Genomic DNA, 16,269 nt, shown 5'->3' on the forward strand with positions numbered 1-16,269 from the left:
AAGTAGCCTTTTTTAATGATTTATTTATTCTTCAGGGCTAACAGTAACCCAGCAAAAATACCCAACAGATCTAATTCAATCTGCTCAACGTTACCGCGAATAATAAAATAACCGACAAATGAAAGTAAAATTATCATATAAGCATTGTATGGGGAGTGATAATTCTCCCTAAATGCATGCGTGACGCACTCTCTCACAATGCTTGTGTACACCAGTATTAATCCCAGAAGTCCAAGCAACCCTGTACCAAACCAGACAAAGAGAATAAGGTTGTGTGGTCCAATTGACTCACGGAATGTCCAGTTTGGATAATCAACAACACGCTTGTTGTACACTATCTTATAAGCATTGTTACCAAAGCCATAGCCTATAACCGGGTTTTCAAGGATTAGGTCAAACGCACTTCCTTGGGTACCATTAGTATAGCGGTATGAGCTGTCAGTTTGCTGTAATTTAACTGTCAGGTTTTCTGACATATCTTTGTGTGAAAAAATAGCTGTCAGAGCAACAATGGCGACGAGTACTCCAACAAGACACAATCGCCATTGTTTATAAATAACTATCCATGTAAGAGCGATGATAAATACCGATAACCAAGCGCCACGGGACAATGTTCCGAGAATTAGAAAGGTATAAATTGCCCCTAGCGTCAGGAATAATATACGGTATTTTGCTGATTTAAGTAACCAGAGATTCAGAAGCGCGGGAAATAAAAATACCATTGCGTCTGAAATTCCGCGATGTTGATAATTAGTAAAAGGCATGATTCCTTGCTGATAGTCCTGATAATAAAGGACAAGTTCTGAAAGGCATCGCAAACTAAGAGCTGTAAGGAACGAGAAGAATATCAACTTCGAAATGGTTTCTTTGCTTTCTTCTCTTAATAATACAGGGATCGCAATGGTGCATAATAAAACATTTTCAACAACAGAGTTGTTTATCTCTTTCAGGCTAGCTTTTAGTTCAGGAGTGAACATTAAAGAGACGAAAGTAGCGATTACAAGAAATAATACACTTGAAAAAATAAATGTTTTAAAAGTTGAAATGTAATGACGAGGATTCTTGCATAAATAGACTATCGTAGTGATTGTCATCAGTATGACAATCAAATGTTTATAACGTGTAATATCACCTAAGAAATAGGTGGCGATAAAAAGAAATACAAGTCCTCTATTCCAGTTTACCTTCCAGTTTTTTTTCTCATTTAAAAAAAACTTTGTTAGAGCCATCATTTCTCCGACACCGGCAGACAATTATTCAAAAATTCACAATTAATTGATCTAAATACGGTCGAAGAATGCAAGTCTGAAAGGTTTTCACTTCCTGAGCGACATACCACTTGATTCTTCCCATACCCACCAATCAATCCTGGGTCCGTTGGACCGTACAACGTAATATTAGGGCGATCCAGCGCAGCGGTTAAATGGCTCAGGCCTGTATCAACCGACACCACAAATTTTGCCCCCGCCAATACGCGAGCGACCTCTTCAAGAGTCATCCGTGGAAGAACATCAACATAAGAAAAACCATCCGCCAGCCTAAGGGCCCGTGCTTCTTCATGGGGAGCACCCCAGGGCAGTTTAATACGTATGCCAGCGTTATTTAACAGGCCAATTAGCTCCCGCCAGTTGGCTTCTGGCCAGTGTTTATCATCACGCGTCGTGGCATGCAGAAATACGGCATACTGTCCTGTCTCAGCATTACGTTCTTTCAGAAAATGCTGAGCGATAGCGTAATCACCCTGCGACTGCGGTTTAGCATATCCCAGACTTTTGGCGAACAGCTCACGCGTACGTTCTACCGCATGCTGCTGCCGGGCAATGTGATGTTTGCGATTATAAAACAGGCTAGCCAAGGGTTCGCGTGCCGTGCTCCAGTCCATACCATGCTTGATGCCACGCGCCAGACGCGTAACCAACGCTGCGCTTTTAACCAAACCCTGCGCATCAATTATCGCGTCATACTGGCGTAAACGCACCGCATCGCGAAAGGCTTTACGCTCGGCTTTAATCGGCGCTGAAAACCAGGCTTTACGCCAACGACGAATCGCCACTGGGATCACGCGGTCAACGGCCGCATGCCAGGTTGGGATCTGCGCGAAACCCTCTTCCACTACCCAATCAAATTGAATATCCGGCATGACCTGCTGCGCATCGGTTAATGCAGGTAACGTATGCAGAACATCGCCCATAGACGATGTTTTAACGATCAGTACCCGCATCCGTCAGGCTTCCTCTTGTAACAACAGGTCGTTGAGTTCTTCCAGTACGCGCTGGGGTGTAATGTCAATCAGGCTCTGATGATAGCCTTCTGCCGCATCGCCCTTGCGTACTTTGTGATAACCCGTAATCAGGCGAATCACGCGCGCCTTGTGTGAAAGAGGTGGAGTGAAATCCGGGCTGCTGGGGCCGTATAATGCGACCAATGGGCGGTTTAGCGCGGCGGCAACGTGCATTAATCCAGAGTCGTTGGTGACCACCGCTTTGCAGGCTGCGAGAAGGATGACGGCCTGCTCCAGCTGTGTTTCCCCCGCTAGATTACGGCACCATGCCTGCTGTTCAACGCTCAGCGTCGCCAGGATCTCATTTCCGGCCTCATGGTCTTTTGCCGAGCCAAACAGCACAATCTGATGGCCCTCATCGATCAATTGCTTCGCCAGTTCTGCGTAGTGGTAATGTGGCCATCGTTTTGCAGGGCCAAATTCCGCGCCAGGGCAAAAGCCGATGATGGGGCGTTCGGCAGAGAGGGAAAACTGACTACAGGTCAGTGATTTCTCGCCTTCGCTGACCTGCAACTGCGGCCATAGCAGAGGCTGCGGCAAATCTTTGGCTGTCAGCATCACACCTTTATCATAAGCCAGGGCCACATAGCGCTCGACCATCAACGGCCATGCGTCTTTATCCAGCACGCGCGCATCGTTTAGCAGACCGTAGCGCATTTCGCCACGCCAACCGGTACGATGGGGAATGCCAGCAAAGAACGGCACCAGAGCTGATTTAAACGAGTTAGGCAGCACATAGGCGCGGTCATAGCGCTTTTCACGCAGGCTGTGACCGAGTTTACGGCGTTCGCCGATCTCCAGCGCGCCATGACCCAACGGCATGGCGATAGCTTCGTTGACTTCAGGCATGCGCGACAGCAGCGGACGGCACCACGCAGGTGCCATCACGTCGATTATCGCCTGGGGATAGCGCGCCTTAAGCGTGCGATAGAGACTTTGCGACATCATCATGTCGCCCACCCAGGACGGGCCCACCACCAGAATCCTCATTGATTGCCTGCCTTACGCGTCGCGGTTCAGCCAGGCCATATATTCCGTGACGCCTTCGGCGACGGTTTTAAACGGCTTGTCATAGCCCGCTGCGCGCAGGTTAGTCAGATCGGCCTGAGTAAATGCCTGGTAGCGACCTTTCAGTTTTTCCGGGAATGGGATGTACTCAATGCTGCCTTTGTTGTGATACGCAAGCGTAGCATCGGCAACGGCCTGGAAAGATTCCGCACGACCGGTACCGAGGTTAAAGATGCCGGAAACCCCGTTTTCCAGGAACCACAGGTTTACCGCAGCCACATCGCCGACATAAACGAAATCACGTTTGAAGTTTTCACTGCCTTCGAACAGTTTTGGTGTTTCGCCATTGTTGAGCTGGGTATTGAGGTGGAAGGCGACGCTCGCCATGCTGCCTTTATGGCCTTCACGTGGTCCGTAGACGTTGAAATAGCGGAAGCCAACAATCTGAGAGTTCGCTTCTGGCAGGATCTGACGAACGTACTCGTCGAACAGGAATTTTGAGTAACCGTAGACGTTCAGCGGCTTCTCATATTCACGGGATTCGATGAAATCAGAAGTGCGACCGCCATAAGTGGCGGCAGAAGACGCGTACAGGAACGGGATTTCACGCTCCAGGCAGTAGTGCAGCAGCTCTTTGGAGTATTGATAGTTGTTATCCATCATATACTTGCCGTCCCACTCGGTGGTGGAAGAGCATGCGCCTTCGTGGAAAATCGCTTCGATATCGCCGAAATCTTCCCCGGCCATAATCTGGATCAGGAAGTCTTCCTTGTCCATGTAGTCAGCAATATTCAGATCCACCAGGTTAACAAACTTGGTGCCGTCTTTCAGGTTGTCCACCACCAGGATGTCGGTGATGCCTTTATCATTCAGGGACTTAACGATGTTGCTGCCGATAAAGCCCGCGCCGCCGGTAACGATGATCATAAATGTAACCTTCGAATTATGGAGTCAGAGACAATCTCAGACACTAATGTTTGTAATCATACCATCACATCGGCATCCCTTCAGCCTCTTAAGTAAGATGGCGAGTCGGCAGACGGTCTATAAACACTTGCATAAGAATGCTTATTTAATGGTTATTATCTGTATTGAATTATTCTTAAATGTATTGCGGTTTTTTAATAACCACCCATGTATATTATATGTACAAAAACAAAAGCTATGTGATATAATATTTTTTTTATTAATGGTTTGATATGGCTATGAAATCATCTACCACTATTGTTACAGCATATTTTGATATCGGTAGGGGGGAGTGGACTGTTAATAAAGGCTTCCGTGAAAAACTATCCCGATCTTCTGATGTCTATTTTGATTACTTCAAGCGGTTAGCCGCTTTAGAAAACGATATGGTTATTTTTACTTCGCCTGAGTTTGAAGCCAGAATTGCGGAAATACGCAAAGGTAAGCCCACAAAAATTATAGCTATAGATTTAGATAATAAATTCAAACATATTAAAAATAAAATTAGGCAAATCCAGCAGGATGATGCCTTTAAGAGTAAGTTAGAAACTCGACAGCTTGGTAACCCTGAATACTGGTCTCCAGAATATGTGTTGATCACTAATTTAAAAGCATATTTTGTAGCTAAAGCTATTAATTTAGGCTTAGTTAATACTCCGATGGTTGCGTGGATCGACTTCGGGTATTGTCGTAAACCTCAGGTCACTGGCGGTTTAAAGATATGGGATTTCCCATTTGATCGTAATAAAATGCATCTCTTTACGATTAAAAAAGGCTTGGTTGTATCATCAATAAAGCAAGTGTTTGACTTTATGATTGGGAATCATATTTATATTATCGGTGGCGCTATTGTTGGCTCTCAGGAAAAATGGAAAGAGTTTTATTCATTAGTCACTGAATGCCAAAAAGAGACCCTCAGAAATAATATTGTTGATGATGATCAGGGTATTTTTGTTATGTGTTATTACAAGCGCCCTGCGCTATTAATGCTTAATTACCTTGGTCGTGGCAAATGGTTCGATCTGTTCCGTGTTTATCGGCGAACCGCGTTAGGTGCAAAACTCCAGGCACTACGAATTTTTCTGACCCGAAAGTAGTGGTTCGAATGGGATCTAAGGGTTACCTGAGCAGATAGAATGCTGTGAAGGCATTCTTCTGTTATTGATGCTGTTTTTTCACCTCAATCAATAAAGCTCTTCTAAATCAAGTGGTTGTGAATTATCCCTCCTAATAAAGATACACGGCAGCATCACTGATTAGCCATGTGGATATACGTGATTTATGCTTCATTTTGAAGAAGTAGTGATGCGTCATCTCGTATCAACGTATAGCTTTGGGTAATATGTGCTGAAATTTGCCCAGTCTGGAGAATTGAAATGCGTGGGGATTTTTACAAACAGTTAACCAACGATCTCGACACCGCACGTGCGGAAGGATTGTTTAAAGAAGAGCGCATTATTACGTCTGCCCAGCAGGCGGATATCACCGTGGCGGACGGAAGCCACGTTATTAACTTTTGTGCGAACAACTATCTGGGGCTGGCTAACCACCCGGAGCTGATTGCAGCGGCAAAAGCGGGCATGGATTCTCACGGATTTGGTATGGCTTCGGTCCGCTTTATTTGCGGTACTCAGGACAGCCATAAGCAACTGGAGCAAAAACTGGCGGCATTCCTCGGTATGGAAGATGCCATCCTTTACTCTTCCTGCTTTGACGCCAACGGCGGCCTGTTCGAAACGCTGCTGGGTGCAGAAGATGCGATTATTTCAGATGCGCTAAACCACGCGTCTATCATTGACGGCGTTCGCTTGTGTAAAGCAAAGCGTTTCCGTTACGCCAACAACGACATGGTCGAGCTGGAAGCGCGCCTGAAAGAAGCGCGTGAAGCGGGCGCCCGTCATATTCTGATCGCCACCGATGGCGTGTTCTCTATGGATGGCGTTATCGCTAACCTGAAAGGCGTTTGTGACCTGGCGGATAAATACGACGCGCTGGTCATGGTTGATGATTCTCATGCGGTCGGCTTTGTCGGCGAAAACGGTCGTGGCTCCCATGAATACTGTGATGTGATGGGCCGTGTGGACATCATCACCGGTACGCTGGGTAAAGCACTCGGTGGCGCATCCGGCGGTTACACCGCAGCGCGCAAAGAGGTTGTTGAGTGGCTGCGTCAGCGTTCCCGTCCGTACCTGTTCTCCAACTCACTGGCTCCGGCGATTGTTGCAGCCTCCATTAAAGTGCTGGAGATGGTCGAGGCTGGCAACGAGCTGCGCGATCGCCTGTGGGCGAACGCACGTCAGTTCCGTGAGCAAATGTCTGCCGCAGGCTTTACGTTAGCGGGTGCGGATCACGCGATTATCCCGGTGATGTTGGGTGATGCGGTTGTAGCGCAGGCGTTCGCCCGTGAACTGCAAAAAGAGGGGATTTACGTTACCGGATTCTTCTATCCGGTGGTTCCAAAAGGCCAGGCGCGTATTCGTACCCAGATGTCTGCGGCGCATACCCCTGAGCAGATCACGCGTGCTGTTGAGGCGTTCACACGCATTGGTAAACAACTGGGCGTTATTGCCTGAGGATGTGAAATGAAAGCGTTATCCAAACTGAAAGCGGAAGAGGGCATTTGGATGACCGACGTTCCTGAACCGGAAGTCGGCCATAACGATTTGCTGATTAAAATCCGTAAAACAGCCATCTGCGGGACTGACGTTCACATTTATAACTGGGATGAATGGTCGCAAAAAACCATCCCGGTACCGATGGTCGTTGGGCATGAATATGTCGGCGAAGTTGTTGGCATCGGCCAGGAAGTTAAAGGCTTTAAAATCGGCGATCGCGTTTCAGGCGAAGGTCATATCACCTGCGGGCATTGCCGTAACTGCCGCGGTGGGCGTACTCACCTGTGCCGCAATACGACCGGTGTCGGCGTAAATCGTCCTGGCTGCTTTGCAGAGTACCTGGTGATCCCGGCATTTAACGCGTTTAAAATCCCGGACAATATCTCCGACGACCTGGCGTCTATCTTCGATCCGTTCGGTAATGCGGTGCACACGGCGCTGTCGTTCGATCTGGTTGGGGAAGATGTGCTGGTTTCCGGCGCGGGTCCAATCGGAATTATGGCAGCGGCGGTCGCGAAGCACGTTGGCGCACGCCACGTGGTGATCACCGACGTTAATGAGTATCGCCTTGAGTTGGCGCGTAAAATGGGCATCACTCGCGCGGTCAACGTCTCGAAAGAGAATCTGACTGACGTGATGGCTGAACTGGGTATGACCGAAGGGTTTGATGTAGGTCTGGAGATGTCCGGTGCACCGCCAGCGTTTCGCGCCATGCTGGACACTATGAACCACGGTGGCCGCATTGCTATGCTGGGTATTCCGCCATCTGACATGTCCATCGACTGGACGAAAGTTATCTTTAAAGGGCTGTTTATTAAAGGTATCTACGGTCGTGAGATGTTTGAAACCTGGTACAAAATGGCTGCACTGATTCAGTCTGGTCTGGATTTGTCGCCAATCATCACCCATCGATTCTCCATCGATCAATTCCAGCAGGGCTTTGACGCGATGCGTTCAGGCCAGTCAGGGAAAGTGATCCTGAGTTGGGATTGAAGGCTCGATTTGTATTAAATGTTACCAACGGCCAGATTATTTGATCTGGCCGTATATATAATAAATGCTATTTACCACGAAGCTTTCTGGATAAAGATCTTGTCGCTTCTTTGAGGCAGATAAGCTTATAGACTAACCCTTCCCCTTTGATTTTAATATTATATTTTCGCTGCAATGCTAAAATGTCATTAGCCTGACAAATCTTCATGTTTCCCTTACAAGATAAGTCGATAATTCTTAATTCACCGCCTGGTGTACGAATGAAGTTTCCTGGGTGGATATCATTAGATGCCAACCCGGCTTTGTGAAGGCGCAGAACGCACTGCTTCACTTCATCGGCATTCTTAGGGCTAATTTCTTTTAAGGGAGTACCTTCAATATATTCATGAATGATATAAACATCATGGCACTGACGAAGGCGCACTTTCTCTGCAGCGTAGTAGAGATCGGCTGTACAGGCGCGCATTTCCGGGGAGAGCTTGTCCAGCTTCTTGATGAGCCTGGAATAGAAGGGACCGGAGATAAAATTCTGCATTTTTTTCTCGAATCGAGGATCAACTTCACGGTCGTTTTTGATGATAAATTTTTGTGAGTTGTACTCGACCAGTTCCACGCTGCGCATAGCGTTACCACTGCTCAACGGTTTGCCACTGATTTCTTTATTTATATACTTACTCATCAGTGACTTAAGGTCTATATTGGTCTCTTTACAATAGACCGTATAACCTTTTTCATGTGTCTTACTGATGGCCATCACTTTCCCCAATATCAGTGTACATAATGCGTTAATTTATAGCGATATAGTATACAGGTTGCGCCCCTCAATATGTAGACGATCTGAGCTTTCACTGCCCGCTGAACTCAGGTTTCGCATAGCATTTTCTCATACTGGCTGCTTTCGCCGCGCCGCTTCTGGCGATAAATCGTTCCAGGCTTAATAATTCCTTAATGAAACTGTAGTAAAAGTCATCAGTGTACTAACAAACCAGGGTTAGCTGATGAGAAACAGCACAAATATGTTGAGTGTTATTATTCCGTTGTATAACGCGGGTGATAGTTTTCGGGATTGCATGGAATCTTTGATCGCACAGACATGGAGTGCGATAGAGATCATTATTGTCGATGATGGCTCAACGGATAACTCTGTTGATATAGCAAGACAGTATGCTGATAACTATCCCCATGTTCGGTTGTTGCATCAGGCTAACGCTGGGGCATCTGTTGCGCGTAATCGTGGTCTGGCAGCGGCCAGAGGGGATTATGTTGCATTTGTCGATGCTGATGACCTGGTTTATCCCAATATGTATGAAACCCTGATGACCATGGCACTTCAGGATGACCTGGATCTGGCGCAGTGCAATTCTGACTGGTGCATTTTCGAAACGGGGGACACCTGGCAATCAATACCGACGGACCGTTTGCGGTCTACGGGTGTATTGACCGGCCCTGACTGGTTACGTATGGCATTGGCTTCACGCCGTTGGACACATGTGGTCTGGATGGGGGTTTACCGCAGGGATGTTATCGAGAAAAATAAGATATCGTTTGTTCCTGGGTTGCATCATCAGGATATTGTATGGACGACGGAGTTTATGTTTAACGCCAAACGTGTACGATATACCGAACAATCTTTATATAAATACTTCTTACATGATCAATCAGTTAGCCGTCTTAAAAGACAAGGCTTAAAAAATCTCAATTACCAACGACACTATATTAAAATTACACGGTTATTGGATAAGTTGAATCGTGAATATGCTGGACGGATTACTCTTTATCCGGAATTTCATCAGCAAATAACCTATGAAGCTTTGCGCGTTTGTCACGCAGTACGCAAAGAACCGGATGTTCATATTCGTCAGCGTATGATTGCAGAGATTTTTGTCTCGGGTATGTATAAACGCATGATTACTAATGTACGCAGCGCCAAAGTTATGTACCAGGCGCTGCTATGGTCATTCCGTCTCTGGAAATGGCGAGATAAAACATCGTCGCCTTCTCGTATTACACGTAAAACGCTTAATCTACGTTAGCGTTCATAGTGCCGGGAGAGGATGTATTTCCCCAGCCCTGCCACTGCAGCTTCATGTACTGCACCAGCGTGCTTTGGGTGATGCTTTCACCGAGCACGCTGAAGAAGCGGCTGGCGTAAACGGGCTCTAACGGCTGTTTCGGTTTGCATAATTTCACCCCGCGGAAAGGATTACGCGGTGCGTCAGGCGTACCGTTTTTTGGCGGAGTGAGGTTTGGTCTGGACGTATCCACCTGTGGTTCATTGAGCAGGCTGCTTGGGCGAACCAGCGTGATGTCGGCTGGCAGGCTATAAAGCATCTGCTGCAGGACGCGAACCGTAGACGGGTGAGGGTGGCCAATGGCAATTGCCGAGCCGTTGCGACGCGCAAGTTCGACGGCACGATTAAACTGACGGCGAATATCGGCTTCGTTTTGCGTGTCGTCCAGGAAGACTTTGCGTTTGATGACCTTCACACCGGTTCCTGATGCTGCGCGCATGGCCTGACTGTTGCCGATGGTCATGCTGTCAAGGAAGTAGAGATCGTATCGTTCCAGCGCCTGCATCACCTTCTGCATGCCAAACAGGCTGGAGGTCATCGCGCTGCCCATATGGTTGTTCAGACCGACCGCATTCGGTACTTTGCTTACCGCATCGCGAATAATTCGCTCAATCTCTTCGCTGCTCATTTCCGGGCGTAAAGTGTCTTTCTCTAACGGCTGTTTGCTCAGTGGCGCCATCGGTAGATGGATCAGGACTTCATGCCCGCTGCTATGGGCCTTGGTTGCCATTTCCCGCGCATGCGGAGCATTAGGCAAAACGGCAACGGAGATGGCGGAAGGCATCGCCAGTACCTGATTTTCAGTGTGTGGACGATAGCCGAAATCATCAATGACGATGGCGAGTTTGCCAGCAAAAACAGGTGTTGCGAAGGCCAGCAGGCTGGCGAGAGAGAGTAATAGACGACGAAATTGAGGCAAAACTTATCTTCCCAACCACGGCTGTGGATTGACCGCCTGACCCTGGCGACGAATTTCGAAATAGAGCGCCGGTCTGCCCTGACCGCCGCTGCTACCCACAAGTGCAATAGGCTGCCCGGCGCGAACCTGCGTACCGACGCTGACCAGTGCGCTCTGGTTATAACCGTACAGGCTCATATCGCCTTTACCGTGCTCAACGACGACGACCAGGCCATAGCCCTGCAGCCAGTCCGCCAGAATGACGCGACCATCGGCAATGGCTTTAACTTCGGTGCCTTCGGATGCGCCAATAACCATCCCCTTCCAACGTAGCTCACCCTGCAGCTGTTCGCCATAACGATGTAACGTTGGACCACGAACGGGCCAGAATGCCTGGCCACGTGGTGAACCCAAACCGCCGGTACGCGACATCAGTGATTTTTCACTTTCGGTTGGCTTATAGGTTGAGCCTTTCCGTGAGGCATCCTGCTGCTTATCGCGTACGGCCTGCGCCTCGCGGGCTTCACGTTCCGCACGTGCTTTGGCTGCGGCTTCGGCGCGAGCAATGCTATTACGCAGGCGCGATTCGTTGGCGCGCATTTCGCCCAACTGCTGTTGACCCTGTTGAATCGATGACTCCAGACCCGAGAGCGTCTTCTGGCGTTCTTTACGCGCCTGCTCCAGCTTAGCCTGCTGAGCACGCTGCTCGTACAACAGAGTCTGCTGTTCGCTCTGCTTATCTTCCAGCTCGGCTTTTTGCGAGTCGACCTCTTCACGGGTTTGTTTCAGCTGCGCGATGGTTTCCTGTCGCGCCTGGTTCAGATAGCCGAAATAGGCCTGCAGGCGTTGCCCACGCTGGCTTTCTTCACCGCTAAGAATGAGCTGAATACCGGTATGTTCTCCCTGGCGAAATGCAGCGTCGAGTTGGGCTGCCAGGCTGCGTTCTTGCGCGGCCCGCTGTTTTTCCAGCTTCGCAAGGGCGGCATTCATCTCTGCGATTTGCGCGTTCAGCTGCGCCAGTGAGTTTTGCGTTTCGCGCAGTTGCCTGGCGGCAACGGCAATGGCCTGTTCCTGCGCTTTAAGCTGAGCGAGTAGGGTGGCGCGTTGTTGTTGCTGTTGGCGTACCGCGCGTTCTTTTGCCGCGATATCGGCCTGAATAGATTTGAGCTGGTCGCGTTCGTCCGCGTGGGCGGAAAAGGCGCACAGCAATACGCCAGCGCTAAGCGCGCTGGCGTAGAACAAGGGCCTGACTGAAAGCTTGCGCAGCTTCACGGCCCGAGTGATGGTATTAATCGCCTTTCCCCTCATGGGGAGGGATTATTCCACGATGAACAGCGGCTTACCAGTCATCTCTTGCGGGATTTCCATACCCATCAGCGTCAGCATCGTCGGGGCGATATCAGAAAGTTTGCCGCCTTCGACTGCTTTGACGTTTTTGCCACCGACATAAATCAGCGGAACGGGCAGGTTGGTGTGCGCTGTATGTGCCTGACCGGTGGACGGATCGCGCATTTGCTCTGCGTTACCGTGGTCCGCGGTGATCAGCAACTGGCCGCCAACGGATTCAACCGCTTTAGTCACCTGCTCAACGCAATGATCCAGCGCTTCAACCGCTTTAACCGCTGCTTCCATCACCCCGGTGTGGCCAACCATGTCGCCGTTCGGGTAGTTACAAATGATGGTGTCGTATTTTCCGCTCTCAATCGCAGCAACCAGTTTTTCGGTCAGCTCTGCAGAGCTCATTTCCGGCTGCAGATCGTAGGTCGCGACTTTCGGCGAGTTGATCAGGATGCGGTCTTCGCCTTTGAACGGTTCTTCTACGCCGCCGTTGAAGAAGAAGGTCACGTGCGCATATTTTTCGGTTTCGGAAATACGCAGCTGCGTTTTGTCGTTCTTCGCCATCCACTCGCCAAGGGTATTGGCCAGAGACGCTGGTGGGTAAGCTACCGCAGTTTTGATGTCGGCCGCGTATTCGGTCAGCATCACAAAGTTGAGGTTAACGACTTTCTTACGGGCGAAGCCGTCGAAGTCAGCGTTAACAAACGCACGGGTAATTTCACGCGCACGGTCAGCACGGAAGTTCATGAAAATCAGCGTATCGCCGTCTTCCATGGCGGCTTCAGCCTGGCCTTCAGCACGGATCACGGTCGCTTTCACGAATTCGTCGTTTTCGTCGCGGGCATAAGCAGCCTGCAGGCCTTCAACCGCCGTAGCGAACTGGAACTCGCCTTTTGCCAGCGTCATCAGGTCATAAGCCTGTTCAACGCGATCCCAACGGTTGTCGCGGTCCATAGCGTAGTAACGACCGATGATGGACGCTACGCGGCCTTTGCCCAACGCGGCAAATTTCTCTTCGAATTTCTGCAGGGAATGTTCAGCGCTGCGCGGCGGGGTGTCACGGCCATCAAGGAAAGCGTGCAGATAGATTTTCTCAGCGCCACGTTCAGCGGCCATTTCTACCATCGCCATGATGTGATCTTCGTGGCTGTGAACGCCGCCAGCAGAGAGCAGACCCATGATGTGTACCGCTTTGCCGCTATTTTTTGCCTGGTCGACCGCATTGGTCAGCACCGGGTTAGCGAAGAAAGTACGCTCTTTAATTTCAACATCCAGACGGGTCAGGTCCTGATACACGATGCGGCCAGCGCCCAGGTTGACGTGGCCCACTTCGGAGTTGCCCATCTGGCGATCGGGCAGGCCGACTTCCAGGCCAGACGCATCAATCAGGGTATGCGGACGTTTTGCCCACAGGGCATCCATTACCGGGGTTTTGGCATTAAAGATGGCGTTATCCTGGCTGTCTTCACGATAACCGTAGCCATCCAGAATCACCAGTACCATAGGTTTTTTAGAAACCGACATTGCGACAACCTCACACTTAATAGATAAAAAATAATTGCGTAATTTTACTACAGCTGAATCGATAAAGTAGCCCCAGAAGATCAAATAATCGACCAGAGCGCGCCGCAGAGGGCGCGGATTTACGTTTTTTTTTCCGTAGCGCCCCGCAAAAATGCAATCCAATGCACGCTCTGGCTGTATTTGCGCCAACGCGCAGGTATACTCCTTTCCTGGTTTTTTAATCACTGAGTCGGGAGTTGTTACCCCCCATGCAAGAAATTATGCAATTTGTTAGTCGCCACCCTGTCTTGAGTATCGCCTGGATTGCGTTACTGGCGGCTGTATTATTTACCACGTTTAAGAGCCTGACTTCGAAAGTGAAGGTGATTACGCGCGGAGAAGCTACACGTCTTATCAATAAAGAAGATGCGGTGATTGTGGATTTACGTCAGCGCGACGACTTCCGTAAAGGTCATATCGCAGGCTCCACTAACCTGCTGCCGAGCGAAATCAAAGCCAATAATTTTGGCGAGCTGGAAAAACACAAAAACAAACCTGTTATTGTGGTTGATGGCTCAGGCATGCAATGCCAGGATTCAGCAACTGCGCTGATTAAAGCCGGTTTTGAGCAGGTATCTGTACTGAAAGACGGCGTAGCGGGCTGGAGTGGTGAGAACCTGCCACTGGTTCGCGGCAAGTAATTTACCCGTCTTCTTTCATACCGCAGGGTAAAAGAACACTGGAGATAAGTCATGGCCAATATTGAGATCTATACCAAAGCAACCTGCCCGTTTTGCCATCGCGCAAAGGCGCTGTTGAACAGCAAGGGTGTGAGTTTCCAGGAACTTCCGATTGACGGCGATGCCGTGAAGCGCGAAGAGATGATCAAGCGCAGTGGCCGTACTACGGTTCCGCAGATTTTTATTGATGCACAGCACATTGGTGGTTGTGACGACTTGTATGCGTTGGATGCGCGTGGTGGACTGGATCCACTGCTGCGTTAAGGCGTACCGAAGTATTTAAAGGACAACACTAAAGGGTTTTCTCAACATGTCAGAACAAAATAACACTGAAATGGCTTTCCAGATCCAACGTATCTATACCAAGGATGTGTCTTTCGAAGCGCCAAATGCACCGCATGTTTTCCAGAAAGATTGGCAGCCAGAGGTTAAACTTGATCTTGATACCGCATCTACCCAACTGGCAGATGATGTGTATGAAGTAGTGCTGCGTGTCACCGTAACGGCTTCTCTGGGCGAAGAAACTGCGTTCCTGTGCGAAGTTCAGCAGGGCGGTATTTTCTCCATCAGTGGTATTGAAGGGACTCAGATGGCGCATTGCCTTGGCGCATACTGCCCGAACATTCTGTTCCCGTATGCCCGTGAATGCATCACCAGCCTGGTTTCACGCGGTACATTCCCGCAACTGAACCTTGCGCCGGTCAACTTTGATGCGCTGTTCATGAACTATTTACAGCAGCAGGCTGGCGAAGGTACTGAAGAACATCAGGATGCCTGATGAACCAAAGTAATGCTTCAATGACTGTGATTGGTGCCGGCTCGTACGGCACCGCTCTTGCCATTACCCTGGCAAGAAATGGCCATCAGGTTGTCCTGTGGGGCCATGATCCGAAACATATCGCGACCCTCGAGCACGATCGCTGCAACGTCGCGTTCCTCCCTGATGTGCCTTTTCCCGAAACGCTGCGCCTGGAAAGTGACTTAGCCACTGCGCTGGCCGCCAGTCGTAATATTCTGGTGGTAGTGCCGAGCCACGTTTTTGGCGAAGTGCTGCGTAACATCAAACCGCTGATGCGCCCTGACGCGCGGCTGGTCTGGGCGACAAAAGGTCTGGAAGCGGAAACGGGACGCCTGCTGCAGGACGTCGCGCGTGAAGCGTTAGGTGATTCTATTCCACTGGCGGTTATTTCCGGTCCGACGTTCGCGAAAGAGCTGGCGGCGGGTATGCCGACGGCGATATCTCTGGCCTCAACGGATGATACTTTTGCTGACGATCTCCAGCAGTTGCTGCACTGCGGCAAAAGCTTCCGTGTGTACAGCAACCCGGATTTCATTGGCGTTCAACTGGGCGGCGCGGTGAAAAACGTCATTGCGATTGGCGCGGGGATGTCTGACGGCATTGGTTTCGGCGCGAATGCGCGAACCGCATTGATCACCCGTGGTCTGACCGAAATGTCTCGTCTTGGCGCGGCGCTGGGTGCCGATCCTGCCACCTTTATGGGGATGGCGGGTTTGGGCGATCTGGTGCTGACCTGTACCGACAACCAGTCACGTAACCGTCGTTTTGGCATGATGCTCGGCCAGGGGATGGACGTGCAGGGCGCGCAGGACAAGATTGGTCAGGTGGTTGAAGGCTACCGCAATACAAAAGAAGTTCGTGAATTGGCGCACCGTTTTGGTGTTGAGATGCCAATAACCGAGGAAATTTATCAAGTATTGTATTGCGGAAAAAACGCGCGCGAGGCAGCATTGACGTTATTAGGCCGTGCACGCAAGGACGAGCTGAGTCGCCACTAGCTGTAAGGAACTGTTGAATATAACGACCCGACCCGCGAAGAACGGGTCGGTCGTTTTG

Annotated in this window: 16 protein-coding genes; 8 read left to right on the top strand and 8 right to left on the bottom strand. The window is 49.8% G+C overall.

Going from position 1 to position 16,269, the window contains the following annotated elements:
* Nucleotides 1-20: 20 nt before the first annotated feature.
* The 4 genes from rfaL to rfaD are packed head-to-tail and all read right to left on the bottom strand — an operon-like array spanning nt 21 to nt 4,216.
* On the bottom strand, nt 21-1,229 hold the full coding sequence (gene rfaL, locus WHR59_RS00590) for an O-antigen ligase RfaL (protein ID WP_338844090.1): 1,209 nt from the start codon (nt 1,227-1,229) through the stop codon (nt 21-23).
* Entirely contained in the window at nt 1,229-2,221 is a 993-nt protein-coding gene (gene rfaC / locus WHR59_RS00595; protein ID WP_338843518.1) for a lipopolysaccharide heptosyltransferase RfaC, read from the bottom strand. The genes rfaL and rfaC overlap by 1 nt, the downstream gene beginning before the upstream one ends.
* 3 nt (nt 2,222-2,224) lie before the next feature.
* Nucleotides 2,225-3,271 (bottom strand): ADP-heptose--LPS heptosyltransferase RfaF, encoded by a 1,047-nt coding sequence (gene rfaF / locus WHR59_RS00600; protein WP_043018733.1) that lies wholly within the window; start codon nt 3,269-3,271, stop codon nt 2,225-2,227.
* 12 nt (nt 3,272-3,283) lie between these two features.
* Complete coding sequence (rfaD, locus tag WHR59_RS00605) at nt 3,284-4,216, bottom strand: ADP-glyceromanno-heptose 6-epimerase (protein WP_043018732.1); 933 nt, start codon at nt 4,214-4,216, stop codon at nt 3,284-3,286.
* A gap of 278 nt (nt 4,217-4,494) precedes the next feature.
* Between rfaD and yibB the strand changes: the two genes are divergently transcribed.
* The 3 genes from yibB (at nt 4,495) to tdh (ending at nt 7,863) form a co-directional block, all read left to right on the top strand.
* Nucleotides 4,495-5,352, top strand: a complete 858-nt coding sequence (yibB, locus tag WHR59_RS00610) for a protein YibB (RefSeq protein WP_200001147.1) — start codon at nt 4,495-4,497, stop codon at nt 5,350-5,352.
* A 279-nt stretch (nt 5,353-5,631) separates the two neighbouring features.
* Complete coding sequence (gene kbl / locus WHR59_RS00615; protein WP_043018731.1) at nt 5,632-6,828, top strand: glycine C-acetyltransferase; 1,197 nt, start codon at nt 5,632-5,634, stop codon at nt 6,826-6,828.
* Nucleotides 6,829-6,837: 9 nt separating this feature from the next.
* A complete protein-coding gene (tdh, locus tag WHR59_RS00620; protein WP_338843519.1) occupies nt 6,838-7,863 on the top strand; it encodes an L-threonine 3-dehydrogenase in 1,026 nt (341 codons plus the stop codon).
* A 67-nt stretch (nt 7,864-7,930) separates the two neighbouring features.
* On the opposite strand, the gene rfaY is transcribed toward tdh, so the two are convergent.
* Nucleotides 7,931-8,617: a lipopolysaccharide core heptose(II) kinase RfaY gene (gene rfaY, locus WHR59_RS00625; RefSeq protein WP_338843520.1), complete on the bottom strand. Its 687-nt coding sequence runs from the start codon at nt 8,615-8,617 to the stop codon at nt 7,931-7,933.
* A gap of 244 nt (nt 8,618-8,861) precedes the next feature.
* Here rfaY and WHR59_RS00630 point away from each other — a divergent pair, with 244 nt between their 5' ends.
* Entirely contained in the window at nt 8,862-9,896 is a 1,035-nt protein-coding gene (locus tag WHR59_RS00630; RefSeq protein WP_043018729.1) for a glycosyltransferase, read from the top strand.
* Here the strand turns inward: WHR59_RS00630 and WHR59_RS00635 are convergent.
* From WHR59_RS00635 to gpmM, 3 genes are read right to left on the bottom strand one after another with little or no spacing between them, the layout of a single operon-like run.
* Nucleotides 9,883-10,854 carry a divergent polysaccharide deacetylase family protein gene (locus tag WHR59_RS00635; RefSeq protein ID WP_172862510.1) on the bottom strand — a complete coding sequence of 324 codons (972 nt, stop codon included), beginning with the start codon at nt 10,852-10,854 and terminating at the stop codon, nt 9,883-9,885. The genes WHR59_RS00630 and WHR59_RS00635 overlap by 14 nt on opposite strands.
* A 3-nt stretch (nt 10,855-10,857) precedes the next feature.
* On the bottom strand, nt 10,858-12,117 hold the full coding sequence (gene envC, locus WHR59_RS00640) for a murein hydrolase activator EnvC (RefSeq protein WP_254302595.1): 1,260 nt from the start codon (nt 12,115-12,117) through the stop codon (nt 10,858-10,860).
* Nucleotides 12,118-12,150: 33 nt separating this feature from the next.
* Nucleotides 12,151-13,695, bottom strand: coding sequence for a 2,3-bisphosphoglycerate-independent phosphoglycerate mutase (gene gpmM / locus WHR59_RS00645; protein WP_043018843.1), 1,545 nt, complete (start codon nt 13,693-13,695; stop codon nt 12,151-12,153).
* Between the two features lie 248 nt (nt 13,696-13,943).
* Here gpmM and WHR59_RS00650 point away from each other — a divergent pair, with 248 nt between their 5' ends.
* The 4 genes from WHR59_RS00650 to gpsA are packed head-to-tail and all read left to right on the top strand — an operon-like array spanning nt 13,944 to nt 16,211.
* Nucleotides 13,944-14,375, top strand: a complete 432-nt coding sequence (locus WHR59_RS00650; protein WP_005120473.1) for a rhodanese-like domain-containing protein — start codon at nt 13,944-13,946, stop codon at nt 14,373-14,375.
* A 51-nt stretch (nt 14,376-14,426) separates the two neighbouring features.
* Nucleotides 14,427-14,678 (top strand): glutaredoxin 3, encoded by a 252-nt coding sequence (gene grxC / locus WHR59_RS00655; RefSeq protein ID WP_003024152.1) that lies wholly within the window; start codon nt 14,427-14,429, stop codon nt 14,676-14,678.
* A gap of 46 nt (nt 14,679-14,724) precedes the next feature.
* The gene (secB, locus tag WHR59_RS00660) at nt 14,725-15,192 is read left to right on the top strand and encodes a protein-export chaperone SecB (RefSeq protein ID WP_003024155.1); all 468 of its coding nucleotides are present in this window, start codon (nt 14,725-14,727) and stop codon (nt 15,190-15,192) included.
* Entirely contained in the window at nt 15,192-16,211 is a 1,020-nt protein-coding gene (gene gpsA, locus WHR59_RS00665) for an NAD(P)H-dependent glycerol-3-phosphate dehydrogenase (RefSeq protein WP_043018726.1), read from the top strand. Before secB ends, gpsA begins: the two co-directional genes overlap by 1 nt.
* The last annotated feature ends 58 nt before the right edge of the window (nt 16,212-16,269 follow it).

The sequence above is a fragment of the Citrobacter europaeus genome, assembly GCF_037482245.1.
Lineage (GTDB): Bacteria > Pseudomonadota > Gammaproteobacteria > Enterobacterales > Enterobacteriaceae > Citrobacter > Citrobacter europaeus.

What these genes read in the sequence shown, in the direction of transcription:
- rfaL (WP_338844090.1), bottom strand. Translation starts at nt 1,229, where the DNA reads ATGGCTCTAACAAAGTTTTTTTTAAATGAGAAAAAAAACTGGAAGGTA.
- rfaC (WP_338843518.1), bottom strand. Translation starts at nt 2,221, where the DNA reads ATGCGGGTACTGATCGTTAAAACATCGTCTATGGGCGATGTTCTGCAT.
- rfaF (WP_043018733.1), bottom strand. Translation starts at nt 3,271, where the DNA reads ATGAGGATTCTGGTGGTGGGCCCGTCCTGGGTGGGCGACATGATGATG.
- rfaD (WP_043018732.1), bottom strand. Translation starts at nt 4,216, where the DNA reads ATGATCATCGTTACCGGCGGCGCGGGCTTTATCGGCAGCAACATCGTT.
- yibB (WP_200001147.1), top strand. Translation starts at nt 4,495, where the DNA reads ATGAAATCATCTACCACTATTGTTACAGCATATTTTGATATCGGTAGG.
- kbl (WP_043018731.1), top strand. Translation starts at nt 5,632, where the DNA reads ATGCGTGGGGATTTTTACAAACAGTTAACCAACGATCTCGACACCGCA.
- tdh (WP_338843519.1), top strand. Translation starts at nt 6,838, where the DNA reads ATGAAAGCGTTATCCAAACTGAAAGCGGAAGAGGGCATTTGGATGACC.
- rfaY (WP_338843520.1), bottom strand. Translation starts at nt 8,617, where the DNA reads ATGGCCATCAGTAAGACACATGAAAAAGGTTATACGGTCTATTGTAAA.
- WHR59_RS00630 (WP_043018729.1), top strand. Translation starts at nt 8,862, where the DNA reads ATGAGAAACAGCACAAATATGTTGAGTGTTATTATTCCGTTGTATAAC.
- gpmM (WP_043018843.1), bottom strand. Translation starts at nt 13,695, where the DNA reads ATGTCGGTTTCTAAAAAACCTATGGTACTGGTGATTCTGGATGGCTAC.
- WHR59_RS00650 (WP_005120473.1), top strand. Translation starts at nt 13,944, where the DNA reads ATGCAAGAAATTATGCAATTTGTTAGTCGCCACCCTGTCTTGAGTATC.
- grxC (WP_003024152.1), top strand. Translation starts at nt 14,427, where the DNA reads ATGGCCAATATTGAGATCTATACCAAAGCAACCTGCCCGTTTTGCCAT.
- secB (WP_003024155.1), top strand. Translation starts at nt 14,725, where the DNA reads ATGTCAGAACAAAATAACACTGAAATGGCTTTCCAGATCCAACGTATC.
- gpsA (WP_043018726.1), top strand. Translation starts at nt 15,192, where the DNA reads ATGAACCAAAGTAATGCTTCAATGACTGTGATTGGTGCCGGCTCGTAC.